The organism is Burkholderia sp. R-40, assembly GCF_049942845.1.
Lineage (GTDB): Bacteria > Pseudomonadota > Gammaproteobacteria > Burkholderiales > Burkholderiaceae > Burkholderia > Burkholderia ambifaria.
Genome location: NZ_CP187967.1, coordinates 1,228,433 through 1,246,163, shown reverse-complemented (window position 1 = coordinate 1,246,163; position 17,731 = coordinate 1,228,433). Strand labels below are relative to the sequence as shown.

Below are 17,731 nucleotides of genomic sequence, written 5' to 3'. Positions count from 1 at the left end.
GTCCGTCCCTATCTGGGAGGATGACGCATCGTGCAAGGAGCGGTTTCATGACGACGAAGGTACTGCTGATTGGCGCGACCGGCCGCACGGGCCAGGCCTGCGCGGATCTGCTGCTCAAGCAGCCGGAATTCGAGGTGACAGCGCTGGTGCGCCGGCACGGCTATGCGCTGCCGGGCGCGAAGGTCGTCGAGGCCGATCTGACGGGCGATTTCTCGCACGCATTCCAGGGCATCACGCACGTGATCTACGCGGCCGGTTCGGCCGAATCGGAAGGCGCCGCCGAAGAGGAGCAGATCGACCGCGACGCGGTCGCGCGCGCGGCCGAGCATGCGCTCGCCTACAACGTGCAGAAGCTGGTCGTGATCAGTTCGCTGACCGCGTACTGGCCGGAGCGCAGCGGCGACGCGCTGCGCCACTATTCGCAGATGAAGCGCGAAGGCGACGAGCGCGTGATCGCGTCGGGCATCGACTACGTGATCCTGCGCCCCGGCCCGCTGTCGGACAGCCCGGGCGTCGGCAAGATCGCACTGACCGAGGAGCCGCTCAACGCGGCGCCGCCGGTGTCGCGCCAGGATGTCGCATGGGCCGCGATCGAGGCGATCAAGCTGGGCATTTCGCGCAAGATCATCGGCTTCGTCGGCGGCGGCGTGCCGATCGAACAGGCATTGCGCGCTTAACGGACATCCGGTACGTCCGGTGCGCCCGCGCCGCCACCCGGCGGCGCGTTCCATCGTGCTTGCGGCCCGCACAGCGGGCCGCTTTACCACCCGCTCACCCCCTGCGGCTTACTGCTTCGGATGCGCGTCGGCCCACGCCTTGACCGCGGCGAGCGTGTTCTCCACGTGCTTGTCCGGTGACAGGCTCGTGTACTCGTACAGCACCTTCCCTTCCGGCGAAATCACGTAGGACACGCGGTTCGCGCGATCGAGCGCGGGCAGCTTCGCGTCATATTCGCGGATGATCTTCGCGTCCGGATCGGCCGCGACCGGAAACTTGCTGCGGCACTCGCTCACCGAGAACTTGGTCAGCGTGTCGATGTTGTCGGCGGAGACTCCAATCACCGTTGCACCGTAAGCTTTGTAACGATCGACCGCATCCGCGAACGCATGCGCCTCGATGGTGCAACCCTTCGTGAACGCGGCCGGGTAGAAGTACAGCACGACCGGCCCATGCTTCAGCGCATCGGCGAGCGCGTACGTGTAAGTCTTGCCGCCTAGCGACGCCTGCGTCGTGAAATCGGGGGCCGTAGCGCCCGGCTTCAGTTGCGCCTGCGCGACCAGCGCATGACCGGCCACCAGCAGCGCCGCCGCGGCGCCCACCAATAGTTTTCGCTTCATCTGTGTCCTCATTTCTTATACAGTCAGCCTCGATGTGGGCCATGCGGCGTTCGACCGTCGAACGCCGCATGCACGACCCGGTCCGGCGGCAGCGCAAGCCGCTGCCGGCCGGCCGGTTAAAGATTCCGCGCAACCTGCCGTTATTCCTTCCGGACAACCGGTTCCAGCCCTTCACGTCAGCGAGAAACATGGAAGCCAACAGGAAACAGACGCCACGCAAGGGCTCCTGGCGCAATGCCTTGCATACGCTGCGCCGCTTCGCCTGGTCGGGCGGCGCGCTGATGCCTGCGCGCGCCGGCGCGCCGCGCCGCGACGACACCGTGCGCAACTGGCTGGAACAGACGGTCGGCACGGTGGATTTCCTCGCCCATGTCGACCGCGAGCTGCGCTTTCTGTATGTATCCGACGCGAGCCTGCGCTTCATCGGTTATCACCGCGACTACCTGCACACGCTGACGCTGCGCGACCTGATCGCGGAACAGGATACCGCGACGCTCGAAGGCCTGCTCGCACGTGCCGCGCGTTCCGGCCAGGTCGAGAAGGCGACGATCTGCATCGTCAAGTCGCTCACCTACCCGCTCGACGTCGAGATCCGCGCGTTCAAGAGCCGCCACCACGGCGTCGACGGCTTCGCGATCGCGGCGTTCGACGTGACGGCCTGGCGTGCGCTCGAAGCCCGCCTGACGTACGAGATGCACCACGATCCGATGACGGGGCTCGACAACCTGTCCGCGCTCGTGCCCGCGCTGATGCGCGCGCAGCAGGCGGCCGACGAGAGCGGCACGTGCGCGGCGCTGCTGCTGCTCGATCTCGACGATTACCAGCGCATCAACCGCGCGCTCGGCTACGACGCCGGCGACACCCTGCTGCGCGACACCGCGCAGCGGCTGCGGGCGCTCGTCGCGCCCGGCGAGCAGCTCGCGCGCGTCGCGAGCGACAAGTTCGCGGTGGTGTTGACCGCATCGAACCGGGCGCGTGCGAGCGACGCCGCTGACGCGCTCGCGCGCCGGCTGCAGGCCGCGGTACGCGAACCTTACGTGTTTCAGGGGCAGACCGTGCACTTGTCCGCGAGCATCGGCATCGCGCTGTACCCGGACGAGCGCGCGGCGCCCCATCGCGCGCAGCACCACAGCCCGCTGCTGCGCCGCGCCGACCATGCGCTCGCGCAGGCGAAGGCGTCGGGCGGCAATGCGCTCGCGTTTCACGAGCCGGTCGACGACCCGGCCGACGCGGAGCGGCTCAAGCTCGAGGCCGACCTGTACGACGGCGTGCGCAACGGCGAGTTCTCGCTCCACTTCCAGCCGATCACGCGCAGCCAGTCGGGCGCGGTGGACGGCGTCGAGGCGCTGATCCGCTGGCGGCATCCGGTGCACGGCCTCGTGCCGCCGGCCACCTTCATTCCGCTCGCCGAATCGATCGGCCTGATCAACTATCTCGGCAACTGGGTGCTCAAGGCCGCGTGCATGCAGCTCGTCGCGTGGGACCGCCAGGGGCTCGCGCTCCAGTACGTGGCGGTCAACGTGTCGCCGCAGCAGTTTCGCGACCCGCGCTTCACGCAGAGCGTGCGCGAGGCGATCGCGCTGACGGGCATCGACCCGCGCCGCATCGTGCTCGAAATCACCGAAAGCCTGCTGATGCACGATCCCGCGCAGGCGAAGGTGCTGCTCGAGGAGCTGACCGAGCTCGGCATCCGCTTCGCGATCGACGATTTCGGCACCGGCTATTCGAGCCTCGCGTACCTGCAGCGCTTCCCGCTCGCGAAGCTGAAGATCGACCGCAGCTTCGTCGAGAACCTGCTGACGTCGCGCAACGATCGCGCGATCGTGTCGGCGGTGGTCGGCCTCGCGCAGACGCTCGATCTCGAGCTCGTCGCGGAAGGCGTCGAGACCGAGGCGCAGCGCGAACTGCTGACCGAAATGGGCTGCAACCACATCCAGGGCTGGCTCGTGTGCCAGGCGCTGCCGTCCGAGGAGCTCGCGCGGCGCTTCGAGGCGCAGCAGTTGCGCCTGCACGCCGCCTGACGCGCGCAGCGAACCGGACTGATCCGTATGTCAATCACCGCACACCTGCCCCGCACGGCGCTGCTCGACAAGCTGTGGGCCCGGATGAACGAACGGGGCGACTTCCCGCTGCTGTCGGAATCGCTGCGCGCGACGATGGCCGCGATGAAGAACGACGACCTCGACTTCACCGCGCTCGTACGCGTCGTACTGTCGGATTTCGCGCTCACGCAGAAAGTCCTGCGGCTCGCCAATTCCGCGATGTACATGGCGTTCGGCGGCAACATCACGACCGTCACGCGAGCCCTGATGGTGCTCGGCATGGACACGGTCGGCCATCTCGTCGTCGGGCTGAAGCTCGTCGACCATTTCCATCACAGCACGCCGCGCCGCATCGACGCGAAGCTCGAGCTGAACCGCGCGCTGCTGTCCGGCTGCGTCGCCCGCAAGCTGACCGAGCATGCGGAACTGCGCGGCGGCGAGGAAGCCGTCGTCTGCACGCTGATGCGCCAGGTCGGCAAGCTGCTCGTGGTCTGCTATCTCGACAGCGAATGGGACCGGATCCGCCGCCGCGCCGCCGAGCTGAACGGCGATGACGCAGCCGCGTGCGTCGACGTGCTGGGCGTCGGCTTCGACGAAATCGGTCTGGAGGCCGCCGCGAGCTGGCGCTTGCCCGACGTGATCCGCGCCGGGATGGCCGACGGCGACGGTCGCGCCGCGCACGCCGCCCACCGCGACGAACGCGAAGAAGACGACGAAGACGAGCGCGCCGACCGCCGGCGCCCCGCGGCCTGTGCCGACGAAGGCGCCGACCGCGTGCGCTGGCTGCGTTCGGTGAGCCGCTGCTCGACCGACGTCGCCGGGGCGCTCGCGATGCCCGCGGGCCCGCAGCGCGACGCGCACATCGCGGTGCTCGCGCAGCGCTACGGGCAGGAGCTGGAGATCGATGCCGACGCGCTGGTGGAGATCGCCGACCGGCTCGCACGCGAGGAAGCGAGCGACACCGTGATGCGCGAGATCGTCGAGCTGCGTGCGAACGCCGACGCGATCGCGCGGGCGCAGCCCGAACCCGAGGCATGCCTCGAGGCCGGCCTCGCGGACCTGCGCGCGCTGCCGTCCGAGCACGTGCTGACGCCGGTGCTCGCGCTCGCGTCGGAAAGCCTGCTCGCGGGGCTCGCGTTCACCCGCACCGTGATGTTCGTGCGCCGTGACGACGGCATGTTCGCCGCGCGCCTCGGCTTCGGGCCGGACGTCGATGCGGCGCTCGACCGCCTGTGCTTCGACGAGCGCTTCGAGCCGGACGTGTTCCATCTCGCGATCACGAACTCGGTCGGCATCTTCATCGAGCAGGCGCAGGAGCCGAAGATGGTGAAGCGCCTGCCGGCGTGGTACCTCGATGCGCTCCCCGACACGCGCGCGTTCGTGCTGCTGCCGGTGCGCGTCGGCACGACGACCGTCGGCCTGCTGTACGGCGACTGGGCCGGCGCGCAGCCCGCGCGCAAGATCACGCAGCAGGAAATGAGCGTGCTCAACGAGCTCGCGCGCGAACTGGGGCGGTTCTTCCCCGCGTGACGCACGCGGCACGCCGGCACGTGTGCGAGAAGCGGCGCCCGAAAAGCAAACCGGCCGCGAAAGCGGCCGGCTGCATCGTGCGACGGATCGAAACGCTTACTTGAGCGTGACCGGCACGCTGAAGTACTTCTTCGCGAGGGTGTCGATCGTGCCGTCGGCCTTCAGCCCCTTCAGCGCCTGATCGAGCGCGGTCTTCAGCGCCGCGTCGTTCTTGCGCAGGCCGAAGCCGACGCCCGAGCCGAGGATCTCGGCATCGGCCACCGTACCGCCGGCGAAGCCGAAGCCCTGGCCTTGCGGCTTCGACAGAAAGCCCTTCGAGCCCGCTTCCGAATCCTGGAACGTCGCGTCGAGACGGCCCGACTTCAGGTCGGCGTAGGCCAGGTCCTGCGTCTGGTACGGCACGACCTCGACACCGGCCGGCGCCCACTTCTTCTTCGCGTACGCTTCCTGGATCGTGCCCTGCAGCACGCCGACCCGCTTGCCCTTCAGCGCTTGCGGGGTCGGCTGGAGGCCGCTGCCCTGCTTCGCGATCAGCTGGTTCGGGATCGTGTAGATCGGATCGGTGAACGCGATCGCGTGCTTGCGCTGGTCGGTGATCGTCATGTCCGAGTTGATCGCATCGAACTTGCGCGCCTGCAGCGCGGGGATCAGGCCGTCGAAGTCGTTCTCGACCCACACGCACTTCACCTTCAGCTTCGCGCACACCGCGTTGCCGATGTCGATGTCGAAGCCGGTCAGCTTGCCGTCGGGCGTCTTGTATTCGAACGGCGCGTACGAGGCCTCCACGCCGAACCGGATCTCCTTCAGATCCGCAGCCATCGCGCTGCCTGCCGCCACGGCCGTTGCCGCCACTACCGCGTGCGCGGCCACTTTACGCCAATCCAACTTCATCAGGTGTTCTCCTCGATACTCGAATGTTCCGGAACTACGGGCGCTTGCATCATTGCAGGGTCGGATGACAACGACAATCCCGATGCCGCGCCTTGATGCGGCGCAACAGCCGCAAGGCGGCGATTGTACCAATCCGCGCGGCCCGATACGGCAAAGCGGCCGCCGGCACGCGATGCTGCGCTGCGTGCGCCGGCATCGGCCGGGCCTTCGTCGAACTTGCAAGACGATGTCGCAAATACGCAAGGGCCGATGCGCGGGCCTCTGCGCGGCAGGCGGACGTACGTCAACCCCAAAATGCGAATGCGGCGCGACGATGCGCGGGCTGCGATCACCGCAGCCGCGCGCAACCGCGCATCGCTCAGACGAGCGCGGCGAGCGTGTCGCGCGTCGTGTCGACGACGAGCAGGCCCGCGCGCAAGCCCGGCTTCACTGACGGATTCGGGAACACGATGCGCTCCTCGTCGTGCTTCACCGTATAGCGGTAGTCGCCGTCCTGCGCGAGCACGGTGCCGCGCGCGAACGCGGTGAAGTTCGCGACGTCGGCCGCGACGAACAGCTCGAGCGCGTCGCTCTGCTTCGTGATCTGGTCGATCACGGTGAACACTCGCGGCAACGGCGGATGCCCCCCCTGCGAATCGACATCACGCGGCGCGCCCGACACGAGCTTGCGCACCGCACGGTCGGCCGGCGCGAAGCGCGACAGGTCGTTCTGGCCGAACGGCCGCACCTTGCCGAGTTCCAGCGTGCATGCGAGCGCGCCGCACTGCTCGGCCGTGAAGTGCGAATACGTGTTGCCCTTCGCGGTATGCAGCAGCACGGCCGCGATGCGCGCTTCGCCGAGCCATTCGACCATCGCGCGGGTCGGCGGCGTGCCCGTGTGCGGCAGCAGCGCGAACTGCTCGAACACCGATGCGCGAATCGCCGTGTGCATGTCGATGTGCCAGCGTGCACCGCCCGCCGGCGCGGCCGCGAAGAACGCGGCGGCCGCCGCTTCGAGCTGCGCCGCGCGCGGCGCTTCGCGGCTCGTCGGCACGTGCGCGTGACGCCCGCTGAACAGGCGGTTCAGGTCGTCGTCGAGATAGCGCTCGCCCGCGCGCATCGCCGGCACGTTGCCGAGCACGACGAGTAGCCGGCACGCGAGCGGCAGCGTACCCGCCGCGAGATCATGCACGAGCATCGACAGCAGCTCGATCGGCGCGGTCTCGTCGCCATGCACGCCGGCCGACACGAGCACGCTCGCGCGCGCCGCAGCGTCAGCATCGGCATCGCCCGCCGCATCGCGTGCGGCCGGCTCGAACGCGAGCAGCCCGTCGCCGAGCCATTGCCAGCGCACCGCGCCGTCCGCGCACGCGCCGTCCTTCACGGCCGGCGGGTCGCCCGCGAGCGTGAACGCGAGGAAGTCGTCGAGCAGCGCGGCGGCCGGCATGCGGGACTCAGCGCTGGAAGTCATACAGCGACCCCACACGCAGGATCTGCGTGAGCTCGTCGAGCGCCGTGCGCGATTCGTCGAGCAGCGTCGGATCGGCGAGGTCTTCCGGTGCGAGACGGTCGCGGTAGTGCTTTTCGATCCACGCGTCGAGCGACGCGAACAGCGTGTCGTTCATCCACACGTTCGACGTGACGGCCGCCCGCTCGGCGTCGTTCAGCACGACGCGCAGGCGCAGGCACGCAGGTCCGCCGCCGTTCTTCATGCTTTCGCGCAGGTCGAACACGAGCACGTCGCGGATCGGGCCGTTGCCGGCCGCGAGTTCGTCGAGATAGGCCGCGACGTTCGCGTTCTCGCGACACTCCTGCGGCACGACGAGCACCTGCGAGCCGTCGGCGCGCGACAGCAGTTGGCTGTTGAACAGGTACGACGTGACCGCGTCGTTCACGCTCACGGCCGCCTCGGGCACCTCGATCACGTTCAGCCGCGCGCCGCGCGCGTCGAGCGTGGCCGTCAGCGTGTCGTAGATCGCCTGCTTGTTGACGAATGCGCGCTCGTGCGTGAACAGCGTGTCGCGGTTGCCGACCGAGATCACGTCGTTGTGGAACACGCCCGCATCGATCACGTCCGGATCCTGCTGCGCATAGACCGTCGCCGTTTCATCCAGGCCGTGGCGATGCGCGACCGCGCGACTCGCCTCGAAGGTCTGGCGCGCCGGGAAGCGCTTCGGCTCCGGGCCGCGGCGGTATTCCGCACGGCCGTACACGAAGAACTCGACGCCCGGCTTGCCGTATTCGGCGCAAAAGCGCGTATGGTTCGCGGCCCCCTCGTCGCCGAGCGCCGGCGTGCCCGTGAGCGCCTCGTGCACCGCGAAGTGCGCGGGATCGGCGAACAGCGTCGACAGCGTGCGGCGCGTCGCTTCATGCTCGATCGCGCGATGCAGCTTGCTGCACAGGTTGGCCGGCGTGAAGTGCACACGGCCGTCGCCGGTGTCGGCCGACGGGCTGACGGTCGCCGCGTTCGCGGTCCACATCGCCGATGCCGAGCTGGCCGCGGCGAGCAGTTCGGGCGCCTGCTTCGCGGCCTTCGCGATCACGTCCGCGTCCTTGCCGGAGAAGCCGAGCTCGCGCAGCAGGCGCAGCGACGGCCGCTCCTGCGGCGGCAGCACGCCTTGCGCGAAGCCGAGATCCGCGAGCTGCTTCATCTTGCGCAGCCCCTGCTTCGCGGCCGCCTTCGGGTTGGCCGCCGACTTCTCGTTGTTGAGCGACGCCACGTTGCCGAACGACAGCCCGGCGTAGTTGTGGGTCGGGCCGACGAGTCCGTCGAAATTGGCTTCTTGTGCGTTCATCGTCGTTCCCTCGATCAGAAGTGCAGGCCCGGCGACAGGCTCGCGGGCAAGGTCAGTTGCGTGCTTTCCACCGACGCCATCGGATACGCGCAATAGTCGGCCGCGTAGTACGCGCTCGGACGATGGTTGCCCGAGCGACCGGTGCCGCCGAACGGCGCGGCGGACGATGCGCCGTTGGTCGGGCGGTTCCAGTTGACGATCCCCGCACGGATCGTGCGGCGGAAGTGCTCCCAGGCGTGCGCGTCGTCGGCCAGCAGGCCGGCGGACAGGCCGAACGCCGTGTCGTTCGCGCGCTCGATCGCTTCGTCGAACGTCGCGTAGCGGACGATCTGCGCGAGCGGGCCGAAGTGCTCTTCGTCGGGCAGGTGCGCCACGCCGGTCACGTCGATGATCGACGCGTTCACGAAACCCAGGCGCGGATCGCGCTGCGTCATCTCGATGATCGGCTTCGCGCCCTGCTCGACCAGGCGCGACTGCGCATCGACGAGCTTCGCGGCCGCGCGCGCCGAGATCACCGCGCCCATGAACGGTTGCGGATCGGCATCGAACACGTCGGCCGTGATCTTCGACGTGACGTCGGCCAAGCGGGCGAGGAAGCGCTCGCCGAACGCGCCCTGCGGCACGAAGATGCGGCGTGCGCACGTGCAGCGCTGGCCGGCCGACAGGAACGCCGACTGGATCGTGTGGTGCACGGCCGCGTCGAGGTCCTCGACTTCGCCGATCACGAGCGGGTTGTTGCCGCCCATCTCGAGCGCGAGCACGATTTCCGGACGGCCGCCGAACTGCCTGTGCAGCAGCGTGCCGGTATCCGAGCTGCCGGTGAAGAACAGGCCGTCGATCTGCCGGTGATTCGCGAGCGCGATGCCCGTGTCCTTCTCGCCCTGCACGAGGTTCAGCACGCCGGCCGGCAGCCCGGCTTCCTGCCACACCTCGACCGTCGCGCGCGCGACGCCCGGCGCAAGCTCCGACGGCTTGAACACGACCGTGTTGCCCGCGATCAGCGCCGGCACGATATGGCCGTTCGGCAAGTGGCCGGGGAAGTTGTACGGGCCGAACACCGCGACGACACCGTGCGGACGATGACGCAGCACCGCGACGCCGTCGGCCATGTCCTGGCGCTTCTCGCCGGTGCGTTCCTGGTATGCCTGGATCGAGATGCCGACCTTCGCGGCCATCGCCGCGACTTCGGTGCGCGCTTCCCACAGCGGCTTGCCCGTCTCGCGGCCGATTGCCGTCGCGATCGCTTCCTTGCGCTCGGTGAGCAACGCCGCGAAGCGCTTGACGATTTCGCAACGCGCTTCGAAGTCGAGCGCCGACCAGCCGGCGAACGCGCGGCGCGCGCTTGCGACCGCGCGGTCGACGTCTGCTGCCGACGCGCTGTCGCCCTGCCACGCGATCGCGTCGGTGCCCGGGTTGCGCGAAGCGAAGGCGGGGCCCGAGCCTGCGATCCAGGCGCCGTCGATGAAGAGTTCCGTCATGATTCGTTTATCCCTGTTTGACTTTGAGCGGCAGCACGCGCACCGGATCGCCGGCCTTCACGTCGAGCGCGACGGCATCGTCGGCCGACAGCACGAACGTACCGTTCGCGACCACGCCCGGCGCGACGCCGACGCGGAAATCGTTCAGCGACGTGTTCGACACGAGCGACTTCGGCGAACGGTCGCCCCGCGCGTCGTCACCGGTGTCCGGCTCGCCGATCGTGACCGGCACGACCACGCTCTCGCGCACCGTGCGCAGGTCGTTGATGTGGCATTCGAGCACCGGGCCCGCGTCGAAGATGTCGACGTGGTTCTGATAACGCAGCCCTTCCGCCTCGAGCATCTTGCGCGCCGGCAGCGTGTCGCGGTGCGTGAGGCCGACCGCGTCCTGCGCGTCCTGCGGCAGCAGGTCGACGTACACCGGATAGCGCGGCATCAGTTCCGCGAGGAACGACTTGCGGCCGTGCGAGCTCAGGTAGTCCGCCGCATTGAAATCGATCTGGTAGAAGTGCGAACCGACCGCGCGCCAGAACGGCGACGTGCCGTCTTCGTCGAAGTGGCCGCGCAGTTCCGCGCAGATGCGTTCCGGGAACCGGTCGCGGAACTGCGCGATGAACATGAAGCGCGAGCGCGACAGCAGGCCGCCGACACCGCCCGTGCGATAGCGCGGGCTCAGGAACAGCGAGCACACTTCCGCGTAGCCCGTCAGGTCGTGCGAGATATTGAGCGCGGACATCCGCGTCCACACGCCGAGCTCCTGGCTCGCGTGCACGACCGTGCTCACGCGATAGTTGTAGAACGGCTGTTCGAGGCCGACCTGCGTCTCGATCCCGCACACGCCCGCGATGTCGCCCGTCTTCGATTCTTCCATCACGAAGAAGTAGCCGGCTTCGCCAGGCGCGGCGTTGCCCTCGAGCGTGCGGCGCGAGCGTTCGATGCGCGCGGCGAGCGCGTCGCGGTCGGGCTTGAACGTGGTCAGGCCCGGCCCGGTTTCCTGCGCGAGCGACACGAGCGCGTCGACGTCGCCCGTTTGTACGACCCGAACGACGATCATGCTGCGCCTCCCTTCGTTTCTTCATCGTCGCGGCGGTGCAGCGGCACGCAGCGCACGACATCGCCATCCTTCACATCGAGCGCCGCGCGCACGTCGCCGGACAGCGGCGCCAGGTCGCCGTGCGCATCGTCGTCCGGCAGGTCGGCCAGCACGCAGCGGAACGATTCGCCGCTGCCCGTCGACACCATGTACGCAGCGTCACCCTGCTGCCGCGCGGCTTCGCGCACGGTGCGCTCCGCGGCGTGCTTCACGCATGCGATGCGGTCGACCTGCGCGGTCAGCACGGGGCCCGCGTCGAAGATGTCGACGAAGCGGTCCGGCTCGAAGCCTTCCTCGAGATGGATGTCGTACGCGAGCAGCGCCGTTTCGTTCGGCTCGCCGAGCACGCGCTGCGCGGCTTCCGGCAGCAGCGGCACGTAGAGCGGATAGGCCGGCATCACTTCCGCGATGAACGTGCGGCTGCGGCCGCCCGATGCGATGTCGACGTCGGTGAAGTCGCGGCCGAAGAACTTGCGGCCCACTGCTTCCCAGAACGGCGATGCGCCCGTGTTGTCGCTCACGCCGAGCAGCAGCGTGAACACTTCCGGCGTGAAGCGGCGGCGGTTCGCGGCGATGTACATCATCCGGGCACGCGAGATCAGGTGCGCGGCCGCGTCGCCGCGCAGCGACGGATCGACGTAGAAGCCCGCCAGCCGGCTCTTGCCGGTCAGCTCGTGCGACATCGTGAGCGCGTGGATCTTGCGGTTCACGTGCAGCTCGCGCGACGCGTGGATCAGGGCGTCGTTGCGGAACGCGTAGAACGGTTCCGAGTAGCCGGCCGCGGCCACGATGCTCGCCGTGCCGAGCAGCTTGCCCGTCGAGGAGTCTTCCAGCACGAAGAGGTAGAACTCTTCGCCGGCGAAGTCGACGTCCGCGCGAAACGAATCCTCGGAGAGCGCCACGCGCGCTTCGAGCGCCGCGCGGTCATGCGGCAGCGAGTGCAGGACCGGCTGCGCGGTGCGCGCCATGTGCGCGAGCGCATCCAGATCCGTGAGTTTGCCAGGGCGAACAAATAGCATCGTCGTTCCTGTCTGCGATGGGTGCGCCGATCAGCGCGCGGTGGCTTCCTGGGCCGCGAGCACCTGTTCGACTGCCTTCTCGAAGCGCTTCATGCCTTCGTCGAGCAGGTCGAACGGAATCACGAGCGACGGCACGAAACGCAGCACGTTCGGGCCTGCGATCAGCATGATCAGACCGTTCTCGGCGGCGGCGGTGACGAAGTCCTTCGCGCGGCCGTCGAAGGCGGCGGTCAGTTCCGCGCCGACCAGCAGGCCCTTGCCGCGGATGTCCTTGAAGATGCCGAAGCGTGCGTTGATGCGTTCGAGCGCGCCCTTCAGTCGCACGCTGCGTTCGCGCACGCCTTCGAGGAGAGCCGGGTCGCCGATCAGTTCGACGACCTTGTCGGCGATTGCCGATGCGAGCGGGTTGCCGCCGTACGTCGTGCCGTGCACGCCGACCTTGAAGTGGGCGGCCAGTTCGTTCGTCGTCAGCATCGCGCCGATCGGGAAGCCGTTACCGAGCGCCTTCGCGGTCGTGAGGATGTCCGGCGTGACGCCCGTGTCCATGTATGCGTAGAACTGGCCCGTGCGGCCGACGCCCGTTTGCACTTCGTCGAAGATCAGCACTGCGTCGTGCGCGTCGCAGGCTTCGCGCAGTGCTTTCAGGAAGGCCGGATCGGCCGGGATCACGCCGCCTTCGCCCTGCACCGGCTCGACGATCACCGCGCAGGTTTGCGGGCCGATCGCGGCCTTGGCGGCTTCGATGTCGTTGAACGGCAGGTGCTTGATGCCGGCCGGCACCGGGCCGAAGCCTTCCGAGTATTTCGGCTGGCCGCCGACGCTGACCGTGAAGAACGTGCGGCCGTGGAACGACTGGACGAACGACACGATTTCGTATTTGTCGGCGCCGTGGCGGTCGAAGGCGACGCGGCGCGCGAGCTTCAGCGCGGCTTCGTTCGCTTCCGCGCCCGAATTCGCGAAGAATGCGCGGTCGGCGAAGGTCAGCGATTCGAGGCGTTTCGCGAGGCGCAGCACCGGTTCGTTCGTGTAGCCGTTGCCGATGTGCCAGAGCTTGCGGCCTTGTTCGTCCAGGACTTTCAGCAGTTCCGGGTGGCCGTGACCCAGCGACGTCACCGCGATGCCGCACGCGAAATCCACGTATTCGCGGCCGGCCGTGTCCCACACGCGGGAGCCCTCTGCACGGTCCGGCACGAACGGCGCGGGGGAGAATACCGGCACCATCACTTCGTCGAATGTCTGGCGGGTCACGGTCGAGGTCGTCATGGTCGTTCCTTTCGGTTTCGTAAGAGGGTTCAACAGGATCAAGTTTAGGTAAGGGTGACGCAAGCGTCTTGCGGATTTGCGACGGGTTCTATCGGAAGCGGCTTCCTCGCTTTATTTTGACTCTTTTGCGGTGGGGGTTCCTTCGTTCGGTGCATCTGTGTTTGGTGGTGCGCCCGCGTTTTCGTGAAGCACCCGCAATCGTGTCGGTCTATTAGCGTCGCCCCTGCGCGGGGCGGCGGTTACTTTTCTTTGTCTTGCCAAAGAAAAGTAACCAAAAGAAAGGCGCTCAGACAGCGCATGACCTCCCGGTGCCATGGCCAACATAGTGGCACTCGCCTAAGTGTCCGCGCCAGTAAAGAACCCGGAGTGGTTCGAGCAATAGTTCTGACACCCCTCACCACCCCGCGGAGCGGTATACCGCCCGCTAGCTCCATCCTCGCTTCGCTCGGCTGCAAGGTACTTCACCGCAATTCACACGCCTGCGCATTCCGCACCCGCCCCACTAATCAGGTCCCCCAATCAGTCCATGTCCGCCTAGAGCAACGGGGATTTCATTAATTGCATGCATGTGCTCTGGGCGACGATTGCGTTAGCCAATCGAGATTGCGCTGAGAAGGAGGAAGTGGACCTATCGGCCGAGCGAAGCGAGGACGGAGCTAGCGGGCGGTATACCGCTCCGCGGGGTGGTGAGGGGTGTCAGACCGCTTGCTCGAACCACTCCGGGTTCCCAACTTGCGCCGACACTTAGGCGAGGGCCACTCTGCTGGCTATGGCACCGGGAAGTCATGCGTTGTCTGAGCGCCTTTCTTTTGGTTACTTTTCTTTGGCAAGACAAAGAAAAGTAACCGCCGCCCCGCGCAGGGGCGACGCTAATAGACCGACACGATTGCAGGTGCTTCACGAAAACCTAAGCGCACCACCAAAAACCCAGCCCTTAATCCTTCCGCCGCTCAACGAGCGCCCCCCCCCGAGGCTCACTCCCGCCCCCAGTCTGCTTCTCGAGCCATGCCCGCCGATCTTCCCGAGGCGTAACCCCAAACCGCTCCCGATACGCATTAGAAAAATGCGCAGCAGAAGAGAACCCACAGGCGAGACTGACTTGAACGACCGACTTACTGGTCCGCTGCAACTGAGTGCGCGCCTTGAGCAGTCGAAGATTGAGGTAATACTTGGAGGGCATGGCCCCGAGATACTGTCGAAAGAGCCGCTCGAGCTGCCGGCGTGAAACGCCCACCAGCCCGGCAATCTCATCGGTAGTCAAAGGATCCTCGATATTGGCTTCCATCAAAAGCAAAGCATCATTCAACCGAGGATGTCGCTCACCGGGCGCGGTAACAAAAGGAATCCGTTGGCGCTCCTCACCACTCCTCAGAGTCCCGGCGCCGAGCGCATCGGCAATCCGCTCCGCGAGATCCGCCCCATGTTCGCGGCCAATCATGGCCAGCATGAAATCGACAGTAGCCTGCCCACCGGCACAGGTCGCCCGATCGCGATCGATCTCGAAGATCTGCTGCGTGACGATCGACCGCTCGAACTGCTCGGCGAACTGCTGATACGTCTCCCAGTTCACGCTAACCCGATACCCGGAAAGCTGCCCGGCCATCGCGAGCCACCACACGCCGTGGTGAATCCCCGTGACGACCGGCGTGCGCTGCCCAATGCGCGCGAGACTCGCGAGAAACAACCGGTAGTCGGCAAACTGCTGAAACCGCTCCGACACGACGATCAGCCAGTCGCACGCGACAGCATCGTTGAACGCCGCATCGGCATGCCACTGCGCGCCGCCGGCGAGCGGCACGGGCCGCCCGTCCCACGAACACACCTGCCAGCGATACAGCAAGCGCCCGTCGATCTCGTTCGCGAGATTCAACGCATCGACGATCGGCCCCACACCCGACATCGACACGGGCGGCAATGCAACGATCGCCACCTGCGTCGTGCGGGTGGCGCCTGCGGGACGAGTCACCGGTACCACGTATGAAAACCCGCCCGTCGCGTTACTTGAGGCTGCCCGACAGGAACTGCTTCAGACGCTCGCTCTGCGGACGCACCAGCACCTCCTTCGGATCGCCCTCTTCCTCGGTCCGCCCCTGATGCAGGAACATCACGTGGTTCGACACGTTGCGCGCAAAACCCATCTCGTGCGTGACGACGATCATCGTGCGGCCTTCCTCGGCCAGCTTCTGCATCACCTTCAGCACTTCACCGACGAGCTCCGGATCGAGCGCCGACGTCGGCTCGTCGAACAACATCACGTCCGGATGCATCGCGAGCGCACGCGCAATCGCGACACGCTGCTGCTGGCCGCCCGACAGATGCGACGGATACTGCTTCTCGACACGCGGCGCCAGCCCGACCTTCTCCAGGTACGCACGTGCACGCTCCTCGGCTTCCCGCTTCGAAATGCCGAGCACGTGCACCGGCGCTTCCATCACGTTCTCGAGCACGTTCATGTGCGCCCACAGATTGAAGTGCTGGAACACCATCGCGAGCTTCGTGCGGATGCGCTGCAACTGCTTGTGATCGGCAACCTCGAGCGCGCCGGCGCGGTCGGGCTTCGTGCGCACGGTCTCGCCGTCGACGACGATCTGCCCCGCATTCGGCCGCTCGAGAAAATTGATGCAGCGCAGGAACGTGCTCTTGCCCGACCCGCTCGCGCCGATGATGCTGATGACGTCGCCGGCCTTCGCGTTCAGCGACACGCCCTTGAGCACCTCGTTATCGCCATAGCGCTTGTGAATGTCGACCGCGGCAAGCTTGGTGGAAGCGGACGCGCTCGTTTGAGTGATCTCGGCCAACTGGCTCTCCTCGAAGTGAAATCAATGACGGCCGGCCGCGAGATACGCGAGCCAGTGGCGCTCCGCCCGGCGAAATGCCGCGACGAGTGCGAACGATACCGCAAGATAGATCAGCGCGGCGATCCCGAACGACTGGAACGCCATGTAGGTCGCGGAATTGGCGTCGCGCGCGACCTTCAGGATGTCGGGCACGGTCGCCGTGAACGCCACGGTGGTCGCGTGCAGCATCAGGATCACCTCGTTGCTGTACAGCGGCAGCGCGCGGCGCAGCGCCGACGGCAGGATCACCCGGCGGTACATCGTGAACGGCGTCATCCCGTACGCACGCGCCGCCTCGACCTCGCCGTGCGGAATCGCACGAATCGCGCCGGCGAAGATCTCGGTCGTGTACGCGCAGGTGTTCATCGCGAACGCGAGAATCGCGCAGTTGAAGCCGCTCCTGAAGAACGCGTCGAGCAGCGAGTGCGAACGCACGAACTCGAGGCTGTACATGCCCGTGTACATCAGCAGCAACTGCACGTAGAGCGGCGTGCCGCGGAACACGTACGTGTAGAACCGCACCGGCATCGACAGCCACTTCTTCTTCGACACGCGCGCGACCGCAAGCGGCACCGCGCACACGAAGCCGAGCGAAATCGACGCGACGAGCAGCCACAGCGTCACCGCAAGGCCGGAGAGGCGCTGGCCGTCCCAGTAAAGGAACGCCCGGCCGAATTCCTGGAGGATCTCGATCATAGTTCTGCGTGGCGCACGCCCATGGAATAACGCTTCTCGAGCTGGATCAGCACGAGGTTGGAGACGGTCGTGATCGCGAGGTAGATCAGCGCCGCGATGAGGATGAAGAAGAACATGTTGAACGTGCTCTTGCCGGCGTCCTGCGCGGCCTTCACGACGTCCGCGAGGCCGATGATCGACACCAGCGCGGTCGCCTTCACGAGCACCTGCCAGTTGTTGCCGATGCCCGGCAGCGCGAAGCGCATCATCTGCGGAAACATGATCCGCACGAACACGCGCATCCCGCTCATCCCGTACGCCGCGCCGGCCTCGAGCTGGCCGCGCGGCACCGACAGGAACGCGCCGCGAAACGTCTCGGTGAAGTACGCACCGTAGATGAAGCCGAGCGTCAGCACGCCGGCGACGAACGGATCGATATCGATCTGCTCCCAGCCGACGAGGTCGGTGAACTGGTTCAGCCAGATCTGAATGCTGTAGAACAACAGCAGCATCAGGACAAGATCGGGCACCGAGCGGATCAGCGTCGTATAACCGGTCGCGATCGCTCGCAGCACCCGGTTGTGCGACAGCTTCGCCACCGCGCCGATCAGTCCCAGCGCCACCGCGGCAGCGAGCGACAGCACCGACAGCTCGATGGTCTGCACGGTGCCGGCCCAGAGGACGGGACCAAAGCCGTAAAGGAACACGCGCGTCTCCAGTGTTGAATGAACACCGGCACGCAAACTTCTGTCGCGCCGGGCTGACGCGGATAGTCGCAAGCGAAAATGATTG

General features: G+C 67.0%; 15 protein-coding genes. 3 read left to right on the top strand and 12 right to left on the bottom strand.

The features are described from left to right. Positions 1 to 47: 47 nt before the first annotated feature. On the top strand, positions 48 to 677 hold the full coding sequence (locus tag ACP26O_RS05885) for an SDR family oxidoreductase (RefSeq protein ID WP_175664003.1): 630 nt from the start codon (positions 48 to 50) through the stop codon (positions 675 to 677). Positions 678 to 785: 108 nt separating this feature from the next. On the opposite strand, the gene ACP26O_RS05880 is transcribed toward ACP26O_RS05885, so the two are convergent. Beyond that, complete coding sequence (locus ACP26O_RS05880) at positions 786 to 1,337, bottom strand: peroxiredoxin (protein ID WP_175664004.1); 552 nt, start codon at positions 1,335 to 1,337, stop codon at positions 786 to 788. A gap of 281 nt (positions 1,338 to 1,618) precedes the next feature. On the opposite strand from ACP26O_RS05880, the gene cdpA reads away from it, so the two are divergent. Together cdpA and ACP26O_RS05870 are read left to right on the top strand one after the other, a co-directional pair. Beyond that, positions 1,619 to 3,358, top strand: a complete 1,740-nt coding sequence (gene cdpA / locus ACP26O_RS05875; RefSeq protein ID WP_208446707.1) for a putative bifunctional diguanylate cyclase/phosphodiesterase — start codon at positions 1,619 to 1,621, stop codon at positions 3,356 to 3,358. 27 nt (positions 3,359 to 3,385) lie between these two features. Then, a complete protein-coding gene (locus ACP26O_RS05870) occupies positions 3,386 to 4,909 on the top strand; it encodes an HDOD domain-containing protein (protein WP_175664006.1) in 1,524 nt (507 codons plus the stop codon). 96 nt (positions 4,910 to 5,005) lie between these two features. On the opposite strand, the gene ACP26O_RS05865 is transcribed toward ACP26O_RS05870, so the two are convergent. The 11 genes from ACP26O_RS05865 to ACP26O_RS05815 form a co-directional block, all read right to left on the bottom strand. Continuing rightward, entirely contained in the window at positions 5,006 to 5,800 is a 795-nt protein-coding gene (locus ACP26O_RS05865; protein ID WP_006755075.1) for an ABC transporter substrate-binding protein, read from the bottom strand. A 358-nt stretch (positions 5,801 to 6,158) separates the two neighbouring features. Then, the gene (astE, locus tag ACP26O_RS05860) at positions 6,159 to 7,226 is read right to left on the bottom strand and encodes a succinylglutamate desuccinylase (protein ID WP_175664190.1); all 1,068 of its coding nucleotides are present in this window, start codon (positions 7,224 to 7,226) and stop codon (positions 6,159 to 6,161) included. 7 nt (positions 7,227 to 7,233) lie between these two features. After that, a complete protein-coding gene (gene astB, locus ACP26O_RS05855; protein ID WP_175664007.1) occupies positions 7,234 to 8,574 on the bottom strand; it encodes an N-succinylarginine dihydrolase in 1,341 nt (446 codons plus the stop codon). Positions 8,575 to 8,588: 14 nt separating this feature from the next. Further along, entirely contained in the window at positions 8,589 to 10,052 is a 1,464-nt protein-coding gene (gene astD, locus ACP26O_RS05850; RefSeq protein WP_175664008.1) for a succinylglutamate-semialdehyde dehydrogenase, read from the bottom strand. Between the two features lie 7 nt (positions 10,053 to 10,059). Continuing rightward, positions 10,060 to 11,106, bottom strand: a complete 1,047-nt coding sequence (gene astA, locus ACP26O_RS05845; RefSeq protein ID WP_175664009.1) for an arginine N-succinyltransferase — start codon at positions 11,104 to 11,106, stop codon at positions 10,060 to 10,062. Further along, complete coding sequence (gene aruF, locus ACP26O_RS05840) at positions 11,103 to 12,164, bottom strand: arginine/ornithine succinyltransferase subunit alpha (RefSeq protein WP_175664010.1); 1,062 nt, start codon at positions 12,162 to 12,164, stop codon at positions 11,103 to 11,105. Before aruF ends, astA begins: the two co-directional genes overlap by 4 nt. 30 nt (positions 12,165 to 12,194) lie before the next feature. Continuing rightward, entirely contained in the window at positions 12,195 to 13,427 is a 1,233-nt protein-coding gene (locus tag ACP26O_RS05835; RefSeq protein WP_126227425.1) for an aspartate aminotransferase family protein, read from the bottom strand. Positions 13,428 to 14,361: 934 nt separating this feature from the next. Further along, a complete protein-coding gene (locus ACP26O_RS05830; RefSeq protein ID WP_175664011.1) occupies positions 14,362 to 15,402 on the bottom strand; it encodes a GlxA family transcriptional regulator in 1,041 nt (346 codons plus the stop codon). A 22-nt stretch (positions 15,403 to 15,424) separates the two neighbouring features. Further along, positions 15,425 to 16,225, bottom strand: coding sequence for an ABC transporter ATP-binding protein (locus tag ACP26O_RS05825; RefSeq protein ID WP_011656393.1), 801 nt, complete (start codon positions 16,223 to 16,225; stop codon positions 15,425 to 15,427). Positions 16,226 to 16,246: 21 nt separating this feature from the next. Continuing rightward, positions 16,247 to 16,960: an ABC transporter permease gene (locus ACP26O_RS05820; RefSeq protein ID WP_175664012.1), complete on the bottom strand. Its 714-nt coding sequence runs from the start codon at positions 16,958 to 16,960 to the stop codon at positions 16,247 to 16,249. Then, complete coding sequence (locus ACP26O_RS05815) at positions 16,957 to 17,646, bottom strand: ABC transporter permease (RefSeq protein WP_006755250.1); 690 nt, start codon at positions 17,644 to 17,646, stop codon at positions 16,957 to 16,959. Before ACP26O_RS05815 ends, ACP26O_RS05820 begins: the two co-directional genes overlap by 4 nt. Positions 17,647 to 17,731 lie beyond the last annotated feature (85 nt).

What these genes read in the sequence shown, in the direction of transcription:
- ACP26O_RS05885 (WP_175664003.1), top strand. Translation starts at nt 48, where the DNA reads ATGACGACGAAGGTACTGCTGATTGGCGCGACCGGCCGCACGGGCCAG.
- cdpA (WP_208446707.1), top strand. Translation starts at nt 1,619, where the DNA reads ATGCCTGCGCGCGCCGGCGCGCCGCGCCGCGACGACACCGTGCGCAAC.
- ACP26O_RS05870 (WP_175664006.1), top strand. Translation starts at nt 3,386, where the DNA reads ATGTCAATCACCGCACACCTGCCCCGCACGGCGCTGCTCGACAAGCTG.
- astE (WP_175664190.1), bottom strand. Translation starts at nt 7,226, where the DNA reads ATGCCGGCCGCCGCGCTGCTCGACGACTTCCTCGCGTTCACGCTCGCG.
- ACP26O_RS05835 (WP_126227425.1), bottom strand. Translation starts at nt 13,427, where the DNA reads ATGACGACCTCGACCGTGACCCGCCAGACATTCGACGAAGTGATGGTG.
- ACP26O_RS05880 (WP_175664004.1), bottom strand. Translation starts at nt 1,337, where the DNA reads ATGAAGCGAAAACTATTGGTGGGCGCCGCGGCGGCGCTGCTGGTGGCC.
- ACP26O_RS05865 (WP_006755075.1), bottom strand. Translation starts at nt 5,800, where the DNA reads ATGAAGTTGGATTGGCGTAAAGTGGCCGCGCACGCGGTAGTGGCGGCA.
- astD (WP_175664008.1), bottom strand. Translation starts at nt 10,052, where the DNA reads ATGACGGAACTCTTCATCGACGGCGCCTGGATCGCAGGCTCGGGCCCC.
- astB (WP_175664007.1), bottom strand. Translation starts at nt 8,574, where the DNA reads ATGAACGCACAAGAAGCCAATTTCGACGGACTCGTCGGCCCGACCCAC.
- astA (WP_175664009.1), bottom strand. Translation starts at nt 11,106, where the DNA reads ATGATCGTCGTTCGGGTCGTACAAACGGGCGACGTCGACGCGCTCGTG.
- ACP26O_RS05820 (WP_175664012.1), bottom strand. Translation starts at nt 16,960, where the DNA reads ATGATCGAGATCCTCCAGGAATTCGGCCGGGCGTTCCTTTACTGGGAC.
- aruF (WP_175664010.1), bottom strand. Translation starts at nt 12,164, where the DNA reads ATGCTATTTGTTCGCCCTGGCAAACTCACGGATCTGGATGCGCTCGCG.